The 18703-nt window shown below is 58.4% G+C and carries 20 protein-coding genes; 11 read left to right on the top strand and 9 right to left on the bottom strand.

The annotated features are described in order from the left end of the window. Positions 1-42 precede the first annotated feature (42 nt). From purL to grxD, 3 genes are all read left to right on the top strand, one after another. On the top strand, positions 43-2202 hold the full coding sequence (gene purL, locus GS614_RS01190) for a phosphoribosylformylglycinamidine synthase subunit PurL (RefSeq protein WP_171116092.1): 2160 nt from the start codon (positions 43-45) through the stop codon (positions 2200-2202). A 135-nt stretch (positions 2203-2337) separates the two neighbouring features. Next, positions 2338-2574 (top strand): BolA/IbaG family iron-sulfur metabolism protein, encoded by a 237-nt coding sequence (locus tag GS614_RS01185; protein ID WP_170354080.1) that lies wholly within the window; start codon positions 2338-2340, stop codon positions 2572-2574. A gap of 66 nt (positions 2575-2640) precedes the next feature. Beyond that, positions 2641-3003 (top strand): Grx4 family monothiol glutaredoxin, encoded by a 363-nt coding sequence (gene grxD, locus GS614_RS01180; RefSeq protein WP_171116094.1) that lies wholly within the window; start codon positions 2641-2643, stop codon positions 3001-3003. 6 nt (positions 3004-3009) lie between these two features. On the opposite strand, the gene GS614_RS01175 is transcribed toward grxD, so the two are convergent. From GS614_RS01175 to GS614_RS01165, 3 genes are read right to left on the bottom strand one after another with little or no spacing between them, the layout of a single operon-like run. Continuing rightward, complete coding sequence (locus tag GS614_RS01175; RefSeq protein ID WP_152457876.1) at positions 3010-3357, bottom strand: MliC family protein; 348 nt, start codon at positions 3355-3357, stop codon at positions 3010-3012. After that, entirely contained in the window at positions 3354-3749 is a 396-nt protein-coding gene (locus tag GS614_RS01170) for a cell division protein ZapA (RefSeq protein ID WP_171116096.1), read from the bottom strand. Before GS614_RS01170 ends, GS614_RS01175 begins: the two co-directional genes overlap by 4 nt. Further along, the gene (locus GS614_RS01165; RefSeq protein WP_171725312.1) at positions 3749-4603 is read right to left on the bottom strand and encodes a hypothetical protein; all 855 of its coding nucleotides are present in this window, start codon (positions 4601-4603) and stop codon (positions 3749-3751) included. The genes GS614_RS01170 and GS614_RS01165 overlap by 1 nt, the downstream gene beginning before the upstream one ends. Positions 4604-4839: 236 nt before the next feature. Between GS614_RS01165 and tkt the strand changes: the two genes are divergently transcribed. Then, entirely contained in the window at positions 4840-6864 is a 2025-nt protein-coding gene (gene tkt / locus GS614_RS01160; RefSeq protein WP_171725311.1) for a transketolase, read from the top strand. Between the two features lie 56 nt (positions 6865-6920). Here tkt and GS614_RS01155 read toward each other — a convergent pair whose 3' ends face one another. After that, the gene (locus GS614_RS01155; RefSeq protein WP_171231698.1) at positions 6921-7880 is read right to left on the bottom strand and encodes a DUF808 domain-containing protein; all 960 of its coding nucleotides are present in this window, start codon (positions 7878-7880) and stop codon (positions 6921-6923) included. Positions 7881-8061: 181 nt separating this feature from the next. Between GS614_RS01155 and gap (GS614_RS01150) the strand changes: the two genes are divergently transcribed. The 3 genes from gap (GS614_RS01150) (at position 8062) to gap (GS614_RS01140) (ending at position 10366) form a co-directional block, all read left to right on the top strand. Beyond that, positions 8062-9063: a type I glyceraldehyde-3-phosphate dehydrogenase gene (gap, locus tag GS614_RS01150; protein ID WP_171116104.1), complete on the top strand. Its 1002-nt coding sequence runs from the start codon at positions 8062-8064 to the stop codon at positions 9061-9063. A gap of 72 nt (positions 9064-9135) precedes the next feature. Continuing rightward, positions 9136-9279: a hypothetical protein gene (locus GS614_RS01145; RefSeq protein WP_171116107.1), complete on the top strand. Its 144-nt coding sequence runs from the start codon at positions 9136-9138 to the stop codon at positions 9277-9279. 82 nt (positions 9280-9361) lie between these two features. Next, complete coding sequence (gene gap / locus GS614_RS01140) at positions 9362-10366, top strand: type I glyceraldehyde-3-phosphate dehydrogenase (RefSeq protein ID WP_152457870.1); 1005 nt, start codon at positions 9362-9364, stop codon at positions 10364-10366. On the opposite strand, the gene coaD is transcribed toward gap (GS614_RS01140), so the two are convergent. The 3 genes from coaD to GS614_RS01125 form a co-directional block, all read right to left on the bottom strand. Next, the gene (gene coaD, locus GS614_RS01135; protein WP_152457869.1) at positions 10358-10849 is read right to left on the bottom strand and encodes a pantetheine-phosphate adenylyltransferase; all 492 of its coding nucleotides are present in this window, start codon (positions 10847-10849) and stop codon (positions 10358-10360) included. The genes gap (GS614_RS01140) and coaD overlap by 9 nt on opposite strands. 85 nt (positions 10850-10934) lie before the next feature. Next, positions 10935-11372: a CBS domain-containing protein gene (locus GS614_RS01130; protein WP_171168312.1), complete on the bottom strand. Its 438-nt coding sequence runs from the start codon at positions 11370-11372 to the stop codon at positions 10935-10937. 60 nt (positions 11373-11432) lie between these two features. After that, positions 11433-12335, bottom strand: a complete 903-nt coding sequence (locus tag GS614_RS01125) for a LysR family transcriptional regulator (RefSeq protein WP_171725310.1) — start codon at positions 12333-12335, stop codon at positions 11433-11435. 104 nt (positions 12336-12439) lie between these two features. Here GS614_RS01125 and GS614_RS01120 point away from each other — a divergent pair, with 104 nt between their 5' ends. Together GS614_RS01120 and GS614_RS01115 are read left to right on the top strand one after the other, a co-directional pair. Then, positions 12440-13939: a CoA-acylating methylmalonate-semialdehyde dehydrogenase gene (locus GS614_RS01120; RefSeq protein ID WP_171168316.1), complete on the top strand. Its 1500-nt coding sequence runs from the start codon at positions 12440-12442 to the stop codon at positions 13937-13939. Positions 13940-14142: 203 nt separating this feature from the next. Then, positions 14143-14727 (top strand): L,D-transpeptidase, encoded by a 585-nt coding sequence (locus GS614_RS01115; RefSeq protein WP_171116564.1) that lies wholly within the window; start codon positions 14143-14145, stop codon positions 14725-14727. Positions 14728-14795: 68 nt separating this feature from the next. On the opposite strand, the gene GS614_RS01110 is transcribed toward GS614_RS01115, so the two are convergent. Both GS614_RS01110 and GS614_RS01105 read right to left on the bottom strand, forming a co-directional pair. Next, complete coding sequence (locus GS614_RS01110; RefSeq protein ID WP_152457864.1) at positions 14796-15272, bottom strand: fasciclin domain-containing protein; 477 nt, start codon at positions 15270-15272, stop codon at positions 14796-14798. 71 nt (positions 15273-15343) lie between these two features. Continuing rightward, on the bottom strand, positions 15344-16195 hold the full coding sequence (locus GS614_RS01105; protein WP_171725309.1) for a class I SAM-dependent methyltransferase: 852 nt from the start codon (positions 16193-16195) through the stop codon (positions 15344-15346). A gap of 137 nt (positions 16196-16332) precedes the next feature. Between GS614_RS01105 and GS614_RS01100 the strand changes: the two genes are divergently transcribed. Next, positions 16333-17448, top strand: a complete 1116-nt coding sequence (locus GS614_RS01100) for a carboxylate-amine ligase (protein WP_171725914.1) — start codon at positions 16333-16335, stop codon at positions 17446-17448. 112 nt (positions 17449-17560) lie between these two features. After that, positions 17561-18703, top strand: coding sequence for an acyl-CoA dehydrogenase family protein (locus GS614_RS01095; RefSeq protein ID WP_171725308.1), 1143 nt, complete (start codon positions 17561-17563; stop codon positions 18701-18703).

Raw genomic sequence — 18703 nt, 5'->3', positions numbered from 1 at the left:
ACAAGGCGCGCAATCTCGGCCCACTTGGACACAGGACAGAAGATGCAAGAGCCCGCCATCACACCCGATCTGATTGCCGCACACGGGCTCAAGCCCGAGGAATATGACATGATCCTCGAGATCATCGGGCGTGAACCTACTTTCACCGAGCTCGGCATTTTCTCGGCCATGTGGAACGAGCACTGTTCCTACAAGTCTTCGAAAAAATGGCTGCGCACCCTGCCCACCTCTGGGCCCCAGGTGATCTGCGGACCCGGTGAAAACGCAGGCGTGGTGGACATTGGCGACGGTCAGGCCGTGGTTTTCAAAATGGAAAGCCACAACCACCCGTCTTATATCGAACCCTATCAGGGTGCGGCGACCGGCGTGGGGGGCATCCTGCGCGACGTCTTTACCATGGGCGCGCGTCCCATTGCGTCCATGAACGCATTGTCCTTTGGCGAACCCGGCCATCACAAGACCCGTCAACTGGTCAACGGCGTGGTCGAGGGCATCGGTGGCTATGGCAACTGCTTCGGCGTGCCTTGCGTCGGTGGCGAAGTGCGCTTTCACCCCGCATACAATGGCAACTGCCTTGTGAACGCCTTTGCGGCCGGTCTGGCTGACAGTGACAAGATTTTCTATTCGGCCGCGTCGGGCGTGGGTATGCCCGTCGTCTATCTGGGCGCAAAAACCGGGCGTGATGGTGTGGGTGGCGCAACCATGGCATCCGCCGAATTCGACGACACGATCGAAGAAAAGCGCCCCACCGTTCAGGTCGGCGACCCCTTCACCGAAAAACGCCTGATGGAGGCGACGCTGGAACTGATGCAGACCGGTGCGGTGATCTCGATCCAGGACATGGGCGCGGCGGGCCTGACCTGCTCGGCCGTTGAAATGGGTGACAAGGGTGGCCTTGGCGTGCGTCTTGATCTGGAGAACGTTCCTCAGCGCGAAGAAAACATGACAGCCTATGAAATGATGCTGTCCGAGTCTCAGGAGCGTATGCTGATGGTCCTCAAGCCCGAGCTTGAGGCAGAGGCCCGCGCCGTGTTCGAAAAATGGGATCTCGATTTCGCGATCGTCGGCGAAACCATTGCCGAAGACCGCTTCCTGATCATGCATAACGGTGAAGTCAAAGCCGATCTGGTTCTGTCCAAACTGTCTTCCACCGCGCCGGAATACGACCGCCCATGGGAGCCTACGCCACAGGCAGAGGAACTGGCCGAAGTGCCCCAGATCGACCCGATTGACGGGCTGCGCGCCCTGCTCGCTTCGCCCAACTACGCAGGCAAGCAGTGGGTCTATGAACAATACGACACCATGGTGATGGCGGATTCCGTCCGCACGCCGGGTCTGGGTGCGGGCCTGGTCCGCGTCCACGGGACCGACAAGGTGCTTGCCTTCACATCCGACGTCACCCCGCGCTATGTGCGCGCAAACCCTCTTGAGGGCGGCAAACAAGCCGTGGCCGAAGCCTATCGCAACCTGACCGCCGTCGGAGCCAAGCCGCTGGCCACCACGGACAACCTGAACTTCGGCAATCCCGAAAAGCCCGAAATCATGGGCCAGTTTGTCGGCGCCATACAGGGCATCGGCGCCGCAGTCGGCGCCTTGGATATGCCGATCGTGTCGGGCAACGTCTCGCTGTACAATGAGACCGACGGACAGGCCATTCTACCGACCCCCACCATTGGCGCAGTCGGCCTGTTGCAGCACTCGGACGAGGTCATCGGCAACGAAGTGCGCGAAGGCCACGTCGTGCTGGTGATCGGTGAAACCAAGGGGCATCTGGGTCAATCCGCCCTTTTGGCCGAGGTGTTCAACCGCGAAGACGGCGACGCCCCGCATGTCGATCTGGATGCCGAAAAGCGCAACGGTGATTTCATCCGCGCCAACCGCGAGATGATCAAGGCCTGCACCGACCTCAGCGATGGCGGCATCGCTCTGGCTGCCTTCGAACTGGCAGAAGCCGCAGGCGTTGGCGTATGTCTTGACGACGCCCCGACTGAATTCCTGTTCGGTGAAGACCAGGCCCGCTATCTTGTTGCGTGCAATTTCGATCAGGCCGAGGCATTGATGATTGCGGCCGGTCAGGCCGGCGTTCCTCTGAATGCGGTTGGTCGTTTCACCGGCGATACGGTGAAGATCGGCAGTTCGGAAGCCTCGCTTGATGAACTTGCCGCGATTTACCGCAACAGCTTTGCCGAAGCTGTCGCCTGACAACGCAACACGAATGCCAATCGAAACCCGCGCTGTGAGCCGGTGCGGGATTGGTTGTTTTTGCATGTGCCAGTGCTCTTGCACGCCCGGTTCATGCGCTCTACATCTTGGGAAAGACCTTCTGGAGATACCTACATGCCGATGAGCGCCCACGAAATCGAACACCTGCTGCGCGAAGCCTTTCCCGACGCCGAGATTCAGGTCGGCGGAAGTGACGGTGTTCATATGTCTGCCATGGTGGTGGATGAAAGCTTTCGCGGCAAAAACCGGGTTCAGCAACAGCGCGCTGTTTACGCAGCTCTGAAGGGCAAGATGGACGGCCCGGACGGAGAATTGCACGCGCTGGCGCTCACCACCAAAGTGCCAGAATAAGCTTCTCGGCTTCTTTCGAGGCGAACATATGACTCTCCCGTTGGAGAAACGAATAGGAAACGCAAAATGACCGATGTGAAAACCCAGATCGACGAAACCGTCAAAGCCAATGACGTGGTGCTGTACATGAAAGGCACCAAGGAAATGCCGCAATGCGGGTTTTCCTCGCGCGTGGCCGGCGTTCTGAACTATATGGGCGTCGAATACACCGACGTGAACGTGCTGGCCGACGAAGACGTGCGCCAGGGCATCAAGGATTATTCCGACTGGCCGACCGTGCCGCAGCTGTATGTCAAAGGCGAATTCGTAGGCGGTTGCGACATCATCACCGAGATGACCCTTTCGGGTGAGCTGGACACGCTTTTTGATGAAAACGGTGTCGGCTACAACAAGGAAGCAGCCGACAAAATCCGCGAAGCAAACGCGTAGTCCTGCCTACCGGCTGGAACAGTCCCGATAAATCGCCTGCTCATTGGCGGCACCTGCCGCCAAATAGCTGATTGACGCGTTCCAGCCTTTTGAGCGCAGGATATAGGTTCCTTCGGCTCCGAGAGATTCATAGCGGATGCCCGACCCGCTTTCGACCTGACGCATCGCGACCAGAGTGTTGTCCACCATCGTCGCCGCCGCGCCTGAACCGTCGGGCGCGTTGAAATAGGTCACCGGCAACGGCACGCCGTTCTCGCAGGTAAAGGTGACAGACAGAATGTCGATTTCGGCGAGTGCCGCTGTTGCCGGGAAAACAAGCAAAGCACCGCAGAAGAAATTGCGCAGATATGTCATTGTGCCTTCTTCTCCTCGACGACCGAAGCCAGCGCTTCCGCACGTGCTGCCAGCTCGGCCAGCGTATCCGTGACGGATGGCGGCACCACCGCGACTTCAATACGTTCAGGTTCCGGCGCGGGCGCGTTTCTCAGCGATTGAAGCTCGGCCTCGGCCTCGGCCAGCCTGGCCTCCAGCGACTTGACCTTGTCTTCCGTCGCCGCCGTCTTGTCAGCCAGCAGCAGACCGGCCATCAGCAACATGCGCGCTTCCGGCATCCGCCCAATCTGATCGGACAGAACCTGCGCTTCGTCATCCAGCATTTTGGCGGCCGCGTGCAGAAAGGGTTCTTCCCCGTCCCGGCAGGACACGTCAAAACCCCGCCCGCCAATATGAATGGTTACCTCGGGCATTACTCTACCTCACCTTCTACAAGTTTTGCCTGCGACAGCAGAGGTTCCAACCGTGCCAACACGGCCTGCGCTTCGGCGGCATCCGAAGCCTGCGCCGCACGCGTTGCCTCAAGCTCGGCAACGGTGGCGCGGTTCAGCAATTCAGCGTCCGTCAGCCCTTCTGCGGCCGCGGAACGCAACTCTTCGACCGAATTCCGCAACTGCTCGTTCGCCTTGCGCATACGTTGCAGATCGTCATCCAGGCGGGACATCGCAGCGCCATGGCTGGCCCGTTCGGCCCGCAGCATCTCAAGCTCGGCGCTCAGATCATCGACCCGTACCGTATCTTCAAGCTCTGCCTTGAGGCGGCTGTTTTCCGCCTCGACTTCTTTTGCCTGAGCAAGCAATTCACGCAATTGCTCAAGCTCGGCTTTCACCGCCGAAGGATCTTCGATGCCGTCAAGTTCGGCGCGCAGCCTTTCGTTCTCGGCCTTCAACGCGTCCAGTTCGGCACTGTTGTCCAAGGCCGCCTTGGCCTCGGCCAGCTCGGCGCGGGCCGCTTCGACAGACGCGATTTTCGCCCGGGCTTCCTCCAGCTCTGCGCGCAGCGCATCCGCGTCTGGGGCATCCGCTGGTTCCGTGCGCAACTCTTCCAGATCAGCACGCAACGCGTCCACTTGTTTTTCGTGCTGCTCTTTCAGGGTCTTCAGTCGTTCCTGAAGCTGCGCATTGGCAACTCTTTCGTCTTCAAGTTCGGCCTGAAGCCTCTCACTTACTTCAGCGTTCCGGGACGCACCGCCCAACCCTTCGACGCCCGCACTGATACGGTCCATCGCAGCAATAATACGGTGCTGTAGTTCCTCTAACTGGCTCATGCCCCTGTCACCTCTTTATCAAGGTTCATTCTGTCGCGAAGTGATCCGAATCAATACCGAATCCCGCTTACCGACAGTCTAACGGAATGCGACAGAAAATACCCACTGTTTGGTTTCAATCACTTGGGCCGCGCTCTTCACCTATCGTGCGTTGCCAAAGCCCGGTTCCGCTTGCACTTTGGGTGTTGAATGGTATTGAGCGCGCAATCTGCTTTTTATCCAAAGGAACAACGCCCGTGGACCTGACTGCGCTGCGCAAAGCCAACCCCGAACACTGGGACAAAGCTGCGGCCATCCGCACCCTGACCCTTGACGCCGTCGCCGCCGCAAATTCCGGCCATTCCGGTATGCCGATGGGCATGGCCGATGTTGCGACCGTTCTGTTCGAAAAGCACCTGAAATTCGACGCCTCGGCCCCGAACTGGCCGGACCGCGATCGGTTCATCCTGTCGGCTGGTCACGGTTCGATGCTGGTTTATTCGCTTCTCTATCTCACCGGTCATGCCGATGTGACGCTGGAAGAGATCAAGAATTTTCGCCAGTTGGGCGCCAAGACCGCGGGCCACCCTGAAAACTTTCTGATCGACGGTGTTGAAACCACGACCGGCCCGCTTGGTCAGGGTATCTCGAACGCCGTGGGTTTTGCCATGGCCGAGGAAATCCAGCGCGCGCATTACGGCAAGAAGGTCGTGGATCACTATACTTACGTGATCGCGGGTGACGGCTGTCTGATGGAAGGTGTTAGTCAGGAAGCGATCACATTGGCCGGCCGCCATGAGCTGAGCAAACTGATCGTCTTCTGGGACAACAATAACATCACCATCGACGGCACTGTCGATATCGCCGATCGCACCGATCAGGTCCGCCGGTTTGCGGCCTCTGGCTGGCACGTGATTGAGATCGACGGTCATGACCCCAAAGCCATCGATGCGGCCATAGTTCAGGCGAAAAAGTCCAAGAAACCAACCATGATCGCCTGTGAAACCCATATCGCCCTGGGTCATGCTGCGCAGGACACCTCGAAGGGTCATGGCGCACTGACGGATCAGGAACAGCTGAAAGCCGCGAAAGAGGCCTATGGCTGGCCGCACGACACATTCGAAGTTCCAGCCAACGTCAAAACCGCTTGGGAAGCCATTGGTGCACGCGGTGCAGACGAACGTGCGGCTTGGGAAGAACGTTTTGCCCAGCTTTCCGAGAGGAAGCAGGCCGAATTCAAACGCGCCTATGCATTTGAGGCCCCCAAGCGGCTGGCTGGCGCCATTCGTGCGTTCAAAAAGCAGATGTCTGAAGAGCAGCCGAAACTGGCCACCCGCGCCTCGTCCGAAAAAGTTCTGAACGTCGTGAACCCGATCATGACCGAGACTGTTGGTGGCTCGGCCGACCTGACCGGATCGAACAACACAAAATCGGCTGATATGGGCGTGTTCCTGCCGGAAAACCGCAAGGGCCGCTATATCCACTACGGCATTCGCGAACACGGCATGGCCGCAGCGATGAACGGTATGGCGCTGCACGGCGGTATCCGCCCCTATGGCGGCACCTTCATGGCCTTCACCGATTATGCCCGCCCATCCATGCGGCTGGCGGCACTGATGAAGATCCCGTCGGTTTTCGTAATGACCCATGACTCGATCGGTCTGGGCGAGGACGGTCCGACCCACCAGCCGGTGGAACATCTGGCCATCTCGCGCGCGACGCCGAACACCTATGTGTTCCGCCCCGCCGATACGATCGAAACCGCCGAAGCCTGGGAACTGGCGCTGACCTTCAAGGACAGCCCCTCGGTCCTGTCGCTGACCCGCCAGGGCGTGCCGACCGTGCGCAAGGATCACAAGACCAAGAACCTGACCGCACAAGGCGCCTATGTTCTGGCCGAGGCCGAGGGCAAGCGTCAGGCGATCCTGATTGCCACCGGGTCAGAGGTTTCGCTGGCCATGGAAGCCAAAGCGATGCTCGAAGCCGAAGGCATCGGCACCCGCGTCGTCTCGATGCCCTGCATGGAGCTGTTCGCACAGCAGGACGAAGCCTATCGCAAGCGGGTACTGCCTGCCGGTCCGGCCCGCGTCGGCATCGAGGCCGCCGTGCGCGCCGGTGGCTGGGATCGCTGGCTGCTGGGCGAGCGTGGCCGCGAAGCCAAGGCAGGCTTCATCGGCATGTCCAGCTTTGGTGCCTCGGCCCCTGCCGGTGAGCTGTACAAGCATTTCGGCATCACGGCCGAAGCAACCGTGGCCAAGGTCAAGGAATTATTGGGACTGTAAGACAGTCCCTTCTGATCGAGTAAAGGGCGGCCTTGGCCGCCCTTTTCATTTTGGTTTCAATGCGTTTCGGATTTGCTGAACAGCGGCATGATTATCTTGGTCGCCACCGGGATCAAAACCAATCCCCACGCCAAACCAAATACGCCATCCATCGTGGCCTTGGATACCCACTCAACCGCACCAACCCATTGATCAGACACGGAATGCCCAATGGCATAGGCCCAATCATGGATATGATGGCCCAGCCAGCCAAAGCCCAGAACCTCCATCCCGTGGATGACGATCGAGCCCCCCACCCACAGCATCGCCGCAGTTCCCACAATCGACAGGGTTTTCATCACCCCAGGCATTGCCTTGACCAACCCTCGGCCCAGACCGCGACCGATAGGTGTCGGCGCGTTCTGCGCCAGATAAAGCCCCACATCATCCATTTTCACGATCAGCGCGACGGACCCATAGACGGCCACCGTCACGCCGATCCCGACAACGGCCAGCGTCGCAGCCTGCATCCACAGGTTCGGGGCTTCGATCGCCGCCAATGCAATGGTCATGATCTCGGCAGACAGAATGAAATCGGTCTTGATAGCGCCCTTGACCTTTTGCTCCTCCAGGTGGCCCGGATCGCGGTTTTTCATGTCGTCCTCGATCACATGGCTGCCATGAGGAAACAGCACATGAAAAATCTTCTCGGCCCCTTCAAAACATAAATATGACCCGCCAAGCATCAACAAGGGCGTGATCAGCCACGGCGCAAAATTGGCCAGCAACAAGGCGACGGGCAGCAAGAGTATGATCTTGTTGAAGATCGACCCGCGCGCAATGCGCCAGATGATCGGCAACTCGCGCGCCGGGGCGAAACCTTGCACGTATTTCGGCGTCACTGCTGCGTCATCAATGATCACACCGGCGGTTTTGGCCCCCGCTTTGCCTGCCGCCGCGACCACATCATCCACTGATGCCGCCGCAACTTTGGCAATGCCCGCCACATCATCCAACAGGGCCAAAAGACCACTCATCGCGCTTCCCTTCAATCTGCTGTCGCCAACCGGACCCTACCTGATCCAACGGCTAGCGCAAGCGTTAGCGCAACCGGCGCAGGTTTGCGCTAACACCTTAAAAATATGCCGTTTTTGCCCTTTTGAGATTCCCTTTTCGCCGTTATATGGCCCTCAAAGCAAGCGCATCTGGAGACGTCATATGACCATCAAGGTCGGTATCAATGGTTTTGGCCGTATTGGCCGCTGCACCCTGTCGCACATCGCCGCGTCCGGGCGCAACGACATCGAAGTGATCAAAGTCAACGCAACTGGCCCGTTGGAAACCTCGGCGCATCTGCTGAAATATGACAGTGTTCACGGGCGTTTTCCGCGCGACATCACCATTGACGGCAATACCATGGATCTGGGTCGCGGCCCGATGCAGATGTTCTCGACCTACGACATGACCGAGTTGGACTGGGAAGGCTGTGACGTCGTTCTCGAATGCACCGGCAAGTTCAACGATGGCCTGAAGGCCAAAACGCATCTGGAACGTGGCGCCGGCAAGGTTCTTCTGTCGGCTCCGGGCAAGAACGTGGACAAGACCATCGTTTTCGGCGTCAATCACAACACGCTGGCCGCCAATGACAACATGGTTTCGAACGGTTCGTGCACGACCAACTGCCTCGCCCCGCTGGCCAAGGTGCTGGACGAGGGCGTCGGTATCGAACACGGCATCATGACGACCATCCACGCCTACACAGGCGACCAGCCGACACTGGACCGCCGTCACAGCGACCTCTATCGCGCCCGCGCTGCTGCAATGTCGATGATCCCGACCTCGACCGGCGCCGCCAAGGCGCTGGGTGAAGTTCTGCCAAACCTGAAAGGCCGTCTTGACGGTTCCGCCATTCGCGTCCCTACCCCGAATGTTTCAGCGGTGGACCTGACGTTCCGTGCCTCACGCGACACAAGCACGGCGGAAATCAACGCCATCGTCGAAGAGGCCGCCAAAGGCCCGATGCAGCGCGTTCTGGGATATGAGCCCGCTCCGCTGGTGTCGACCGACTTCAACCACACCGAGGAAAGCTCGATCTTTGCACCGGATCAGACCCGCGTTGTCGATGACCGCATGGTCCGCGTTCTGGCCTGGTACGACAATGAATGGGGCTTCTCGGTCCGTATGGCCGACGTAGCTGTTGCGATGGGCCGCCTTAACTGACCCTTCGGACTTCGCTTGTACCTTGATGCCCGCTCAGGTTATCTGAGCGGGCATTTTACGTTCGGGACAGCCATGACCAACCAAATCGCTATCTGGCTCGGCCTTCTTCTTCTCGGCGGTATCATGCTGGATGTGGCGCTGTACGGCACCGAACATCTGCTTTTCCTCGGAAAGAAGCTTTACGACTTTCTGGACTGGCTCGCTTTCTGGCGCTGACAGAGGTTTTCCTTGACATTTCGCTTGATCTGTCATTGTTAGCGCTAACTCATCTTGCTGAGACATTTGGACGGAGCAGACCATGACCTTGAAACTGGCGATCAACGGATTTGGACGGATCGGGCGCGGGGTTCTGCGCGCGGTGATGGAAAGCGGACGTACGGACGTTGAGATCGTCGCGATCAACGATCTTGGCAAACCCGAGATGAACGCGCACCTGTTTGAATTTGACAGCGTTCACGGCCGCTACCCCAACCCGGTTACGCTCAGCGATGCAGGTCTGGACGTGGGTCGTGGACCAATTCGGCTGAGCAGCGAGCGCAACCCCGAGGATCTGCCCTGGTCGGATATAGACGTCGTTCTGGAATGTACGGGTGTGTTTCGTACGCGCGAGGCGGCGGAACGTCACTTCAAGAACGGATCCCGGAAAGTTCTGATCTCTGCCCCGGCCAGAGGTGACGGCGGTGTGAAAACCATCGTCTTTGGCGTCAACGATGGCGAGCTGACCGCCGATGATCTGGTGGTGTCCAACGCGTCCTGCACCACCAACTGTCTGTCTCCTGTTGCTGCTGCTCTGGATGCCGGCCTTGGTATCAAGCACGGCAACATGACCACTGTTCACGCTTACACTGCCAGCCAGCCGGTGCATGATACAGTGGGAAAAGATCCCTACCTGTCCCGAGCGGCGGCGCTGTCGATGATCCCTACGACAACCGGTGCGGCCGCTGCCGTGGGCCTGGTGCTGCCGCAACTCAAAGGAAAACTGACCGGTCAGGCCATCCGCGTTCCAACCCCCAATGTCTCGGTCGTTGATCTTGTGGCCGAGGTTTCACGCCCCACGACCGAAGAAGAGGTCAACCAACTGTTCGTCGATGCGGCTGCCAAAATCCCCGGCGTTCTTGCCGCGGAAAGCCGTCCTCTGGTTTCCATCGACTTCAATCACGACCCGCACAGCTCGACCGTGTCACTGGCTGAAACCAAAGTCACTGATGGCACGCTGGTTCGTGTGCTGGCGTGGTATGACAATGAATGGGGCTTTTCGAACCGGATGCTGGATACTGCGGCCGCAATGGGTGCCTTAGCCTAACCTTTTTTTCAGCGCATCATTGACACGGGGCGTGACGAATTTCGACACGTCCCCGTTCAGCCGGGCGATTTCCTTCACCAGCTTGGACGCGATCGCCTGATGGCGCGCTTCGGCCATCAGGAACACGGTCTCGATCGAATCGTCCAGAGCCCGGTTCATGCCGACCATCTGAAATTCGTATTCGAAATCGGCAACCGCACGCAGGCCGCGCACGATGATTTGCGCGCCTACATCCCGCGCACAATCAATCAGCAGGTTTTCAAAGGGATGCGCGATGATTTCGGTTCCGGTCTGCTCGGACAGCCTGGCGCATTCCGCTTCGATCATGGCCACGCGCTCTTCCAGCGAGAACAGAGGGCCCTTGTCCCGGTTGATGGCCACACCGATAACCAGTTTGTCCACCAAAGCTGCCGCCCGACGGATGATATCGATGTGCCCCATGGTGATGGGATCAAAGGTTCCAGGATACAATCCAACCCGCATCGCGCCCTCCTGCGCAACAAAATTTCTGCGCAAGCAAACATAACTTTGCTGCAGGTGCAAGTGATTGCTTGGGCAACCCTTGTCGTCAGTGCCCCATTATCATGCCTTCAAGGGCATCTTTTTCCATCGCAAGTTCGGAAAGCTGAGCCTTCACCACATCACCCAAAGTGACAATGCCTACGAGTTTTCCATCTTCAACCACCGGCATGTGGCGAAAGCGCCCCTCTGTCATACGGGACATGATGTCTTCCACGGTGGTCTGGCGCGTCGCCGTGACGAGGTCTTGGGTCATATAAGACTTTACCGGTTGGTTCAGACAACCACTGCCGCTGGCCGCCAGTTCCCGGACGATGTCTCGTTCCGACAGGATGCCGGCCGCGGTTTCGCCACCGTCGTCGGAAACAACGACCGTTCCGATCCGCTTGTCCGCAAGAATCTTCGAGGCCTCTGAGATTGTCGCCGTTGACGCCACGGTCACGACACCATCTGTCGCTTTGGACTTCAGGATGGCCTGGACTAGCATGAAGAATACCTCCGGAATAATAACACTTATTCCAAAGCGTTGCGCGATTGCCGCGACCTGTCAAGCGTCGGGACCTGCTTCCAAACGAAGCACTTCATCGCGAATACCGCGTGTCAGGGCATCCGCAAAGCGGTTCAACCGCTCGTTGCGCTGGTCCCCCTGATGCCTGACCAGATAGAAGCTGCGCGTCAAACTCACTTGATCCGTCAGGATTTTCCGAAGCCCCGGGTGGAACGGCAACGTGAAATCATGCGCCACGCACACCCCTGTTCCCAGACAGACTTGCCGCAGTTGAACCGATACCGAATTCGATGCAAGAGCGACACGGTCAACGCCAATGTCATTCAGGTAGTCAAGTTCCCGGTCAAAGATCATATCAGGGATATAGCCGATCAACCTGTGGCCCTTCAGGTCAGCTATGCTCCGGATCGGATCATGTCGCTTCAGATACTCTTCGGTCGCGACCATGTGCAGCTTGTAGTCGCTGACCTTCTTCACCAACAGCTGTCCAGCGGTCGGCGCACTGACCGTAACCGCCATATCCGCCTCGCGACGGGACAGGTTGATCACACGCGGAAGCGCAAGGATCTGAATGTCCAGATCAGGGTTTGCGTCGCTGATTTTGGAACACACCTGCGGCAGCAGGTAGTTGGCACTGCCGTCCGGCGCACCAATCCGGATTTGCCCGCTTAGCGTTTTCGTTGGTCCTGTTACCGCCCCGGCCGCCGCGCGCATCGCCTCTTCTGCGTGCAGCCCGTGTTCCAACAGCCGCTGGCCCGCCGGGGTCAGAACATAGCCTTGCTGCGACTTGGTGAACAATGTGGAATCCAGCGTTGCCTCCAGGCGCGCAATGCGTCGACCGACGGTGGCAGGGTCGATCTTCAGGATACGACCAGCGGAAGACAGGCTTTCCTCGCGCGCAACAGCCAGGAAAATCCGCATATCATCCCAATTTGGGGTCATTTTGATCCCTTTTGCATTTTTGCAAAACTCTTTTGAGACATTGCCTCTGTTCGCGGGATTTCTGCAAGCCTATTCTGCGCGCAAATCTATCGGAGGAGCTATTGATGCAAGACCTGACCCATTTCCTGAACGGCGAAATGGTCGCCGGAACGTCCGGTCGTTTCGACGACGTCTACAACCCGGCAACGGGTGAAGTTCAATACAAGTGCCCGATGGCCAGTGCGGCGGAAACCACCTCCGCGATCGAGGCCGCCGCCGCGGCCCAGCCCGCATGGGGCGCAACCAACCCGCAGAAACGCGCGCGCGTCATGATGGCCATGGTCGGCCTGATGAACCGCGACATGGACAAACTGGCCGAAGCGCTGAGCCGCGAGCACGGCAAAACCATCCCCGACGCCAAGGGTGATTTGCAGCGTGGTCTGGAAGTGATCGAATACTGCATTGGCGCACCGCAGATGCTGAAGGGTGAGTTCACCGACAGCGCGGGCCCCGGCATTGACATGTATTCCATGCGCCAGCCTTTGGGTGTTGTCGGCTCGATCATGCCGTTCAATTTTCCGGCCATGATGCCGCTCTGGCACGTTGGCCCTGCCCTGGCCTGCGGTAACGCCGTTGTTCTGAAACCGTCCGAACGCGACCCGTCCGTGCCCCTGATGCTGGCTGAACTGTTCGTCGAAGCAGGCCTGCCCAAAGGCGTTTTCCAGGTCGTGAACGGCGACAAGGAAGCTGTCGACACCATCCTCGACAGCGAGATCATCCAGGGCGTCAGCTTTGTGGGTTCAACCCCGATCGCACAGTATATCTACAGCCGCGCAACCGCGAATGGGAAACGAGCACAGTGCTTCGGCGGTGCCAAGAACCACATGATCGTCATGCCCGACGCCGATCTGGATCAGGCGGCGGACGCGCTGGTTGGCGCCGGTTTCGGTGCGGCTGGCGAACGTTGCATGGCCGTTTCGGTTGCTGTTCCCGTGGGTGAAGAGACCGCGGACGCACTGATCGAAAAACTGGTGCCGCGAATCGAAAAGCTGAAGGTTGGCCCCTACACTGCCGGCGATGATGTCGACATGGGCCCGGTTGTGACCGCCGCCGCCAAACAGCGCATTCTGGGCCTGATCAATTCAGGCGTCGAACAGGGTGCGAAACTGGTTGTCGACAACCGCGACTTCAGCCTGCAAGGCTATGAGGACGGCTTCTTTGTCGGCCCGCACCTGTTCGACCACGTGACGCCCGAGATGGACATCTACAAACAGGAAATCTTTGGCCCGGTTCTGTCCACCGTGCGCGCGGGTTCGTACGAAGAGGCCCTTAAACTGGCCATGGATCACGAATACGGCAACGGCACCGCGATCTTTACCCGCGATGGCGATACCGCACGTGACTTTGCCAGCCGTGTGAACATCGGAATGGTCGGCATCAATGTTCCGATTCCGGTTCCGCTGGCCTATCACACCTTCGGCGGTTGGAAGAAATCCATGTTTGGCGATCTGAACCAGCACGGCCCGGACAGCTTCAAGTTCTACACCCGCACCAAAACCGTGACCGCACGCTGGCCGTCAGGCATCAAGGAAGGTGGCGAGTTCAACTTCAAAGCAATGGACTGATCCCACAGTTTCCTGACGCTTGAAGCCCGGCCCGTTCAATGGCCGGGCTTTTTGCATCTTTCCGCCGAAAACCAGCTTTCGTCCGCTCGGTCACAGGAAATTCAAGTGGTTCACTCTGGAAAAATTCAACCAACACCCATATTTTGGCGTGAACGATGTACTGAGCAGTGAACTTATCGGAGGCAACCTTGTCCCAATCCCGTATGACCCGTCGCTCTGCCTTGCTGGGCGTGGCCTCTTTGGTGGCAACACCTGCCCTTGTTCGGGCACAAAGCACGGATGCTTTCCCTGAAACGGAAGACGCGATCAGTACGCAATTGCCAGTCCGACGCAACATATCATCCTTCTCGCAGCAGAATTGGCAGGACCATTTCGATGAATTGGGCGTTGGTTGCCTGTTGGCCGATATCACCAGCCGCGCCGTCCATTACTGGGGGCCTGACGGCACATACAAACTGTACCCAAGTTCCGTACCCATGAGCGAAGAGCTTACCAAACGCGGATACACAAAAGTAGTGCGCAAAACTGAATTCCCAAGCTGGACACCTACGGCATCGATGCGCGAACGTGACCCTTCGCTGCCACTTCGGATGGAAGGTGGCGATCCCGGCAACCCACTGGGAACCCGCGCCATGTATCTGGGTTGGCCTGCCTATCTTGTTCATGGCACACACGACACCCGCAAGATCGGTCGTCAGAGCTCGTCAGGTTGCATTGGCCTGTACAACCAGCATGTCGAGGAGCTGTATCCGCTGGTAAAAGTCGGCACGCAGGTTAGACTGGTCTGATCCACCCTCTCTGAAAAGCAAAAGCCCCGGTCAATCGCCGGGGCTTTCTTGTCTTCGGAAGACGGCGTTTATTCCGGCAGGATTACCGCGTCGACGACGTGGATGACACCATTGCTGGCTTCGATGTCGGCCTGTACGACCTTGGCGTCGTTCACTTTCACACCGTTTTTGGCGTTGACGCTCAGCCGGTCGCCCTGAACAGTCAGAACCTTGGCGCGTTTGCCCGCGATATCACCGGACATAACCTTGGCCGGTACCACGTGATAGGTCAGGATCGCGACCAGTTGATCCTTGTTTTCTGGTTTCAAAAGCGTCTCGACAGTGCCTTCAGGAAGCGCAGCAAAGGCTTCGTCCGTGGGTGCAAACACGGTGAACGGACCATCACCTTTCAGGGTGTCAACCAAGCCTGCAGCCTGAACGGCGGCGACCAGAGTGTTGAACGACCCGGCGGCAACGGCGGTGTCGACGATATCAGCGGCCTGAGCCTTGAGCGGCATAGCAAATGCAAGTGCGGCGGCTGCGCCCATGAATGTACGACGGAACATAGCTGTCTTCTCCTCTCCAGCGTGTTATGGAAAGGGTTACGGACCTTTTGCCGCAATGGATCACTTTGGTTTCAGTTTTCTTTGAGCTGCACCCAGATGCTTTGCGCCCGCCCCTCGGCCAGGAACGGCAAGGCAACAACGGCATCAGGCCGATCCTGTTGCAGGTAATATCCCGGCCAAAGCATTGAATACGCGCCAGATTGCAGCAAGCTGTGCAATACGTACTGCTCTCCCCAGCCCGGGCAATCATAGAAGAAGCGCTTGGGATATTCGTAGGGCAAAAACACGTCGTGAACGTGGATCACCACGCCGGTGTTGAGCGAAGGTATGATGCGGCAGAACAGATGGGCGACATCGTTGCTCATCCGCACAACATGGCTGGAATCGATGAACAGAATGTCTCCGGCCTCCAGCTCTGCGAACAGTGCCGGGTCTGTATCTTCAAGACGTTTCTGTTCGAACCGGTCGACCACATGGGCGATATCGGCGCGTGGGTACGGATCAACAGCGGTAATGGTGGTATCCAGATTGCCGTCGATGATTGCCTGACGGGTCACACGGGTGGAATTGCCGCATCCGACCTCGATCACGCGTTTGGGCTGAAAGCGGCGGATCATCAGATACAACGCATCCGCATCCGGGCTGTCATAGTAACCATTGCCGATACGATAACCGGTCTGGTTGCGTGCGGGATCTTTCAGCGCCTCAAGGGCTGTTTTGTGACGCTCGTGTTCCGCCACCAGTTGCGAGATGTCGAACCCCTCCATCCCCGGCGACAACGCATAGGCGGGGCGCGTCAACCCTCCTGCCGCTTCGAAGGCTTCCAGCCGCGCCCGTTCATCCTGTTCCGTAACTCTGTCGACCAGTTTCACCCCCAATTCTTCAAGGGCTGCGTTGATCTTCGGGAATTTTCTGGGTTTCAAGGCGCTGGCTCCGCGATCTGTGATGCAATGTTCCTTACCGTTGCAAACCGTTTCACTGCAAGGGCAAGCCGGGCAAACCCTTGGCAAAACGAAAATTTCCGTATTCACTGATGGAACTGACAACTGCGAGGGGCCCCATGCAGCAGGAATTTACACTCGGGATCGAAGAAGAATACCTGTTGGTGGATCGTGACAGCCTGCAATTGTCCGAAGCCCCCGAAGCGTTGATGGCGGCCTGCCAAAGCGATTTCGAAGGTCAGGTCAGCCCCGAGTTCCTGCAATGCCAGATAGAGGTTGGAACCAGACCACACACCACGGTCGCTTCAGCGCGCGAAGATCTGAAGCGGCTGCGGTCATGCGTGTCGAAACGGGCGGGTGAATACAACCTGTCCCCTATCGCCGTCTCGTGCCATCCCTTCGCCAACTGGAAAGATCAACACCACACCCGGAAAGAACGGTATGACGCGTTGCAACACGCACTCGGCGGCGTTGCCCGGCGGATGCTGATCTGCGGGATGCATGTTCATGTTGGGGTCGAAGACCCTGCGCTTCGGGCCGACCTGATGCCGCAACTGTCATACTTTCTGCCGCATCTCCTGGCGCTGTCCACTTCTTCGCCTTACTGGAACGGCGAGGATACCGGCCTGTCTTCATACCGGCTGACGGTGTTCGACAACCTGCCCCGCACCGGGCTACCGCCAGTTTTTGCCAGTTGGAGCGAGTATGAACGGACCACGGGTATTCTGGTCGAGCTTGGCGTCATAGAAGACACCACCAAGATCTGGTGGGATCTGCGCCCTTCGCATCGTTTCCCGACTTTGGAAACACGGATCATGGATGTTCAGCCCCGGCTGGAGCACACGTTGTCGTTGGCGGCACTGGTGCAGGCCTTGACCCGGATGCTGTGCCGCCTGAAAGACCGCAACCTGCGCTGGCGGCAATATGATCGTTTCCTGATCGGTGAAAACCGCTGGCGCGCACAGCGCTACGGAGTGGGTGAAGGGCTGATCGATTTCGGCGACCGTTCGGTCAAGCCCATGTCCGAACTGATCGGCGATCTCATGGGGTTGTTGGCAGAAGACACCGAAGCACTTGGCACGATGACCGAGCTTGCACGGCTCAGGCAGATTGCTGAAAACGGCACTTCCGCCACGCGCCAACGCCGTATTCATGCCGAGGCAACAGCGCGGGGGGACGATCCGGGGCAAGCCGTCGTGCGCCACCTGATCGAGGAATTTCACGCCGATCTCTGAACGTTTCCGGCTTGTGATCCGTTTCAACCGACTCATTGTTGCGCCTGCAAAATTTCTGTAAGAATTCAGAAATAAACAACCGTTCAATTCATTGCCGACTGGAGGGAGCGTCATGGATTTCGCACTCAGCGAGGAACAAACGGCCATATTCGACATGGCGCACGCGTTCGGGCAGGAAAACATCGCCCCCTTTGCGCGCCAGTGGGAAGCGGACGGAACCATTCCCAAAACCCTGTGGCCCCAGATAGGCGAGCTTGGTTTCGGCGCGCTGTACGTATCCGAGGAAAGCGGAGGGTCAAATCTGACCCGCTTGGATGCCACGCTGGTTTTCGAGGCGCTGTCGATGGCCTGCCCCTCGGTCGCCGCCTTCCTGTCGATCCACAACATGTGCGCCAAGATGTTGGACAATTTCGCAGATGATGACCTAAAGGCGCGCATCATGCCGGATGTTCTGAGCCTGAATACGGTTCTGAGCTATTGCCTGACGGAACCCGGTTCCGGCTCTGACGCGGCGGCCTTGAAAACCCGCGCCGAACGCACCAACGAAGGATATACGTTGAACGGTACCAAGGCGTTCATTTCGGGCGGTGGCTATTCGGATGCCTATGTTTGCATGGTACGCACCGGTCAGGACGGGCCCAAGGGGATCTCGACCGTATATGTCGAGGACGGCACGCCGGGGCTCAGCTTTGGGGCGCTGGAACAGAAAATGGGTTGGAAAAGCCAACCCACTGCGCAGGTTCAGTTTGACGACTGCAAAATTCCCGCAGGCAACCTGGTGGGCACCGAAGGCGACGGCTTCAAATACGCGATGATGGGCCTCGATGGCGGGCGGCTCAATATCGCGGCCTGTTCTCTTGGGGCTGCACAGGCCGGGCTGGATATGACCCTGCAATACATGTCCGAGCGCAAGGCGTTCGGCCAATCCATCGATCAGTTCCAGGCGCTTCAGTTCCGTCTGGCGGATATGGAGATCGAATTACAGGCCGCCCGCACCTTCCTGCGTCAGGCGGCGTGGAAACTGGACAACGGCGCGCCCGATGCCACGAAATTCTGCGCCATGGCCAAGAAATTCGTGACCGAAACCGGATCGAAGGTGGTGGATCAGTGCCTGCAACTGCATGGCGGGTACGGATATCTTGCGGATTACGGCATCGAAAAGCTTGTGCGCGATCTTCGCGTGCATCAGATTTTGGAAGGCACGAATGAGATTATGCGCGTGATCGTTTCACGCCAGTTGCTCGCCAATCGCTGA

This window comes from Ruegeria sp. HKCCD6604 (assembly GCF_013110635.1).
Classification (GTDB): Bacteria; Pseudomonadota; Alphaproteobacteria; order Rhodobacterales; family Rhodobacteraceae; genus Ruegeria.
Note: the sequence above shows the minus strand (reverse complement) of the source record. Positions and strands in the feature narration are given on the sequence as shown.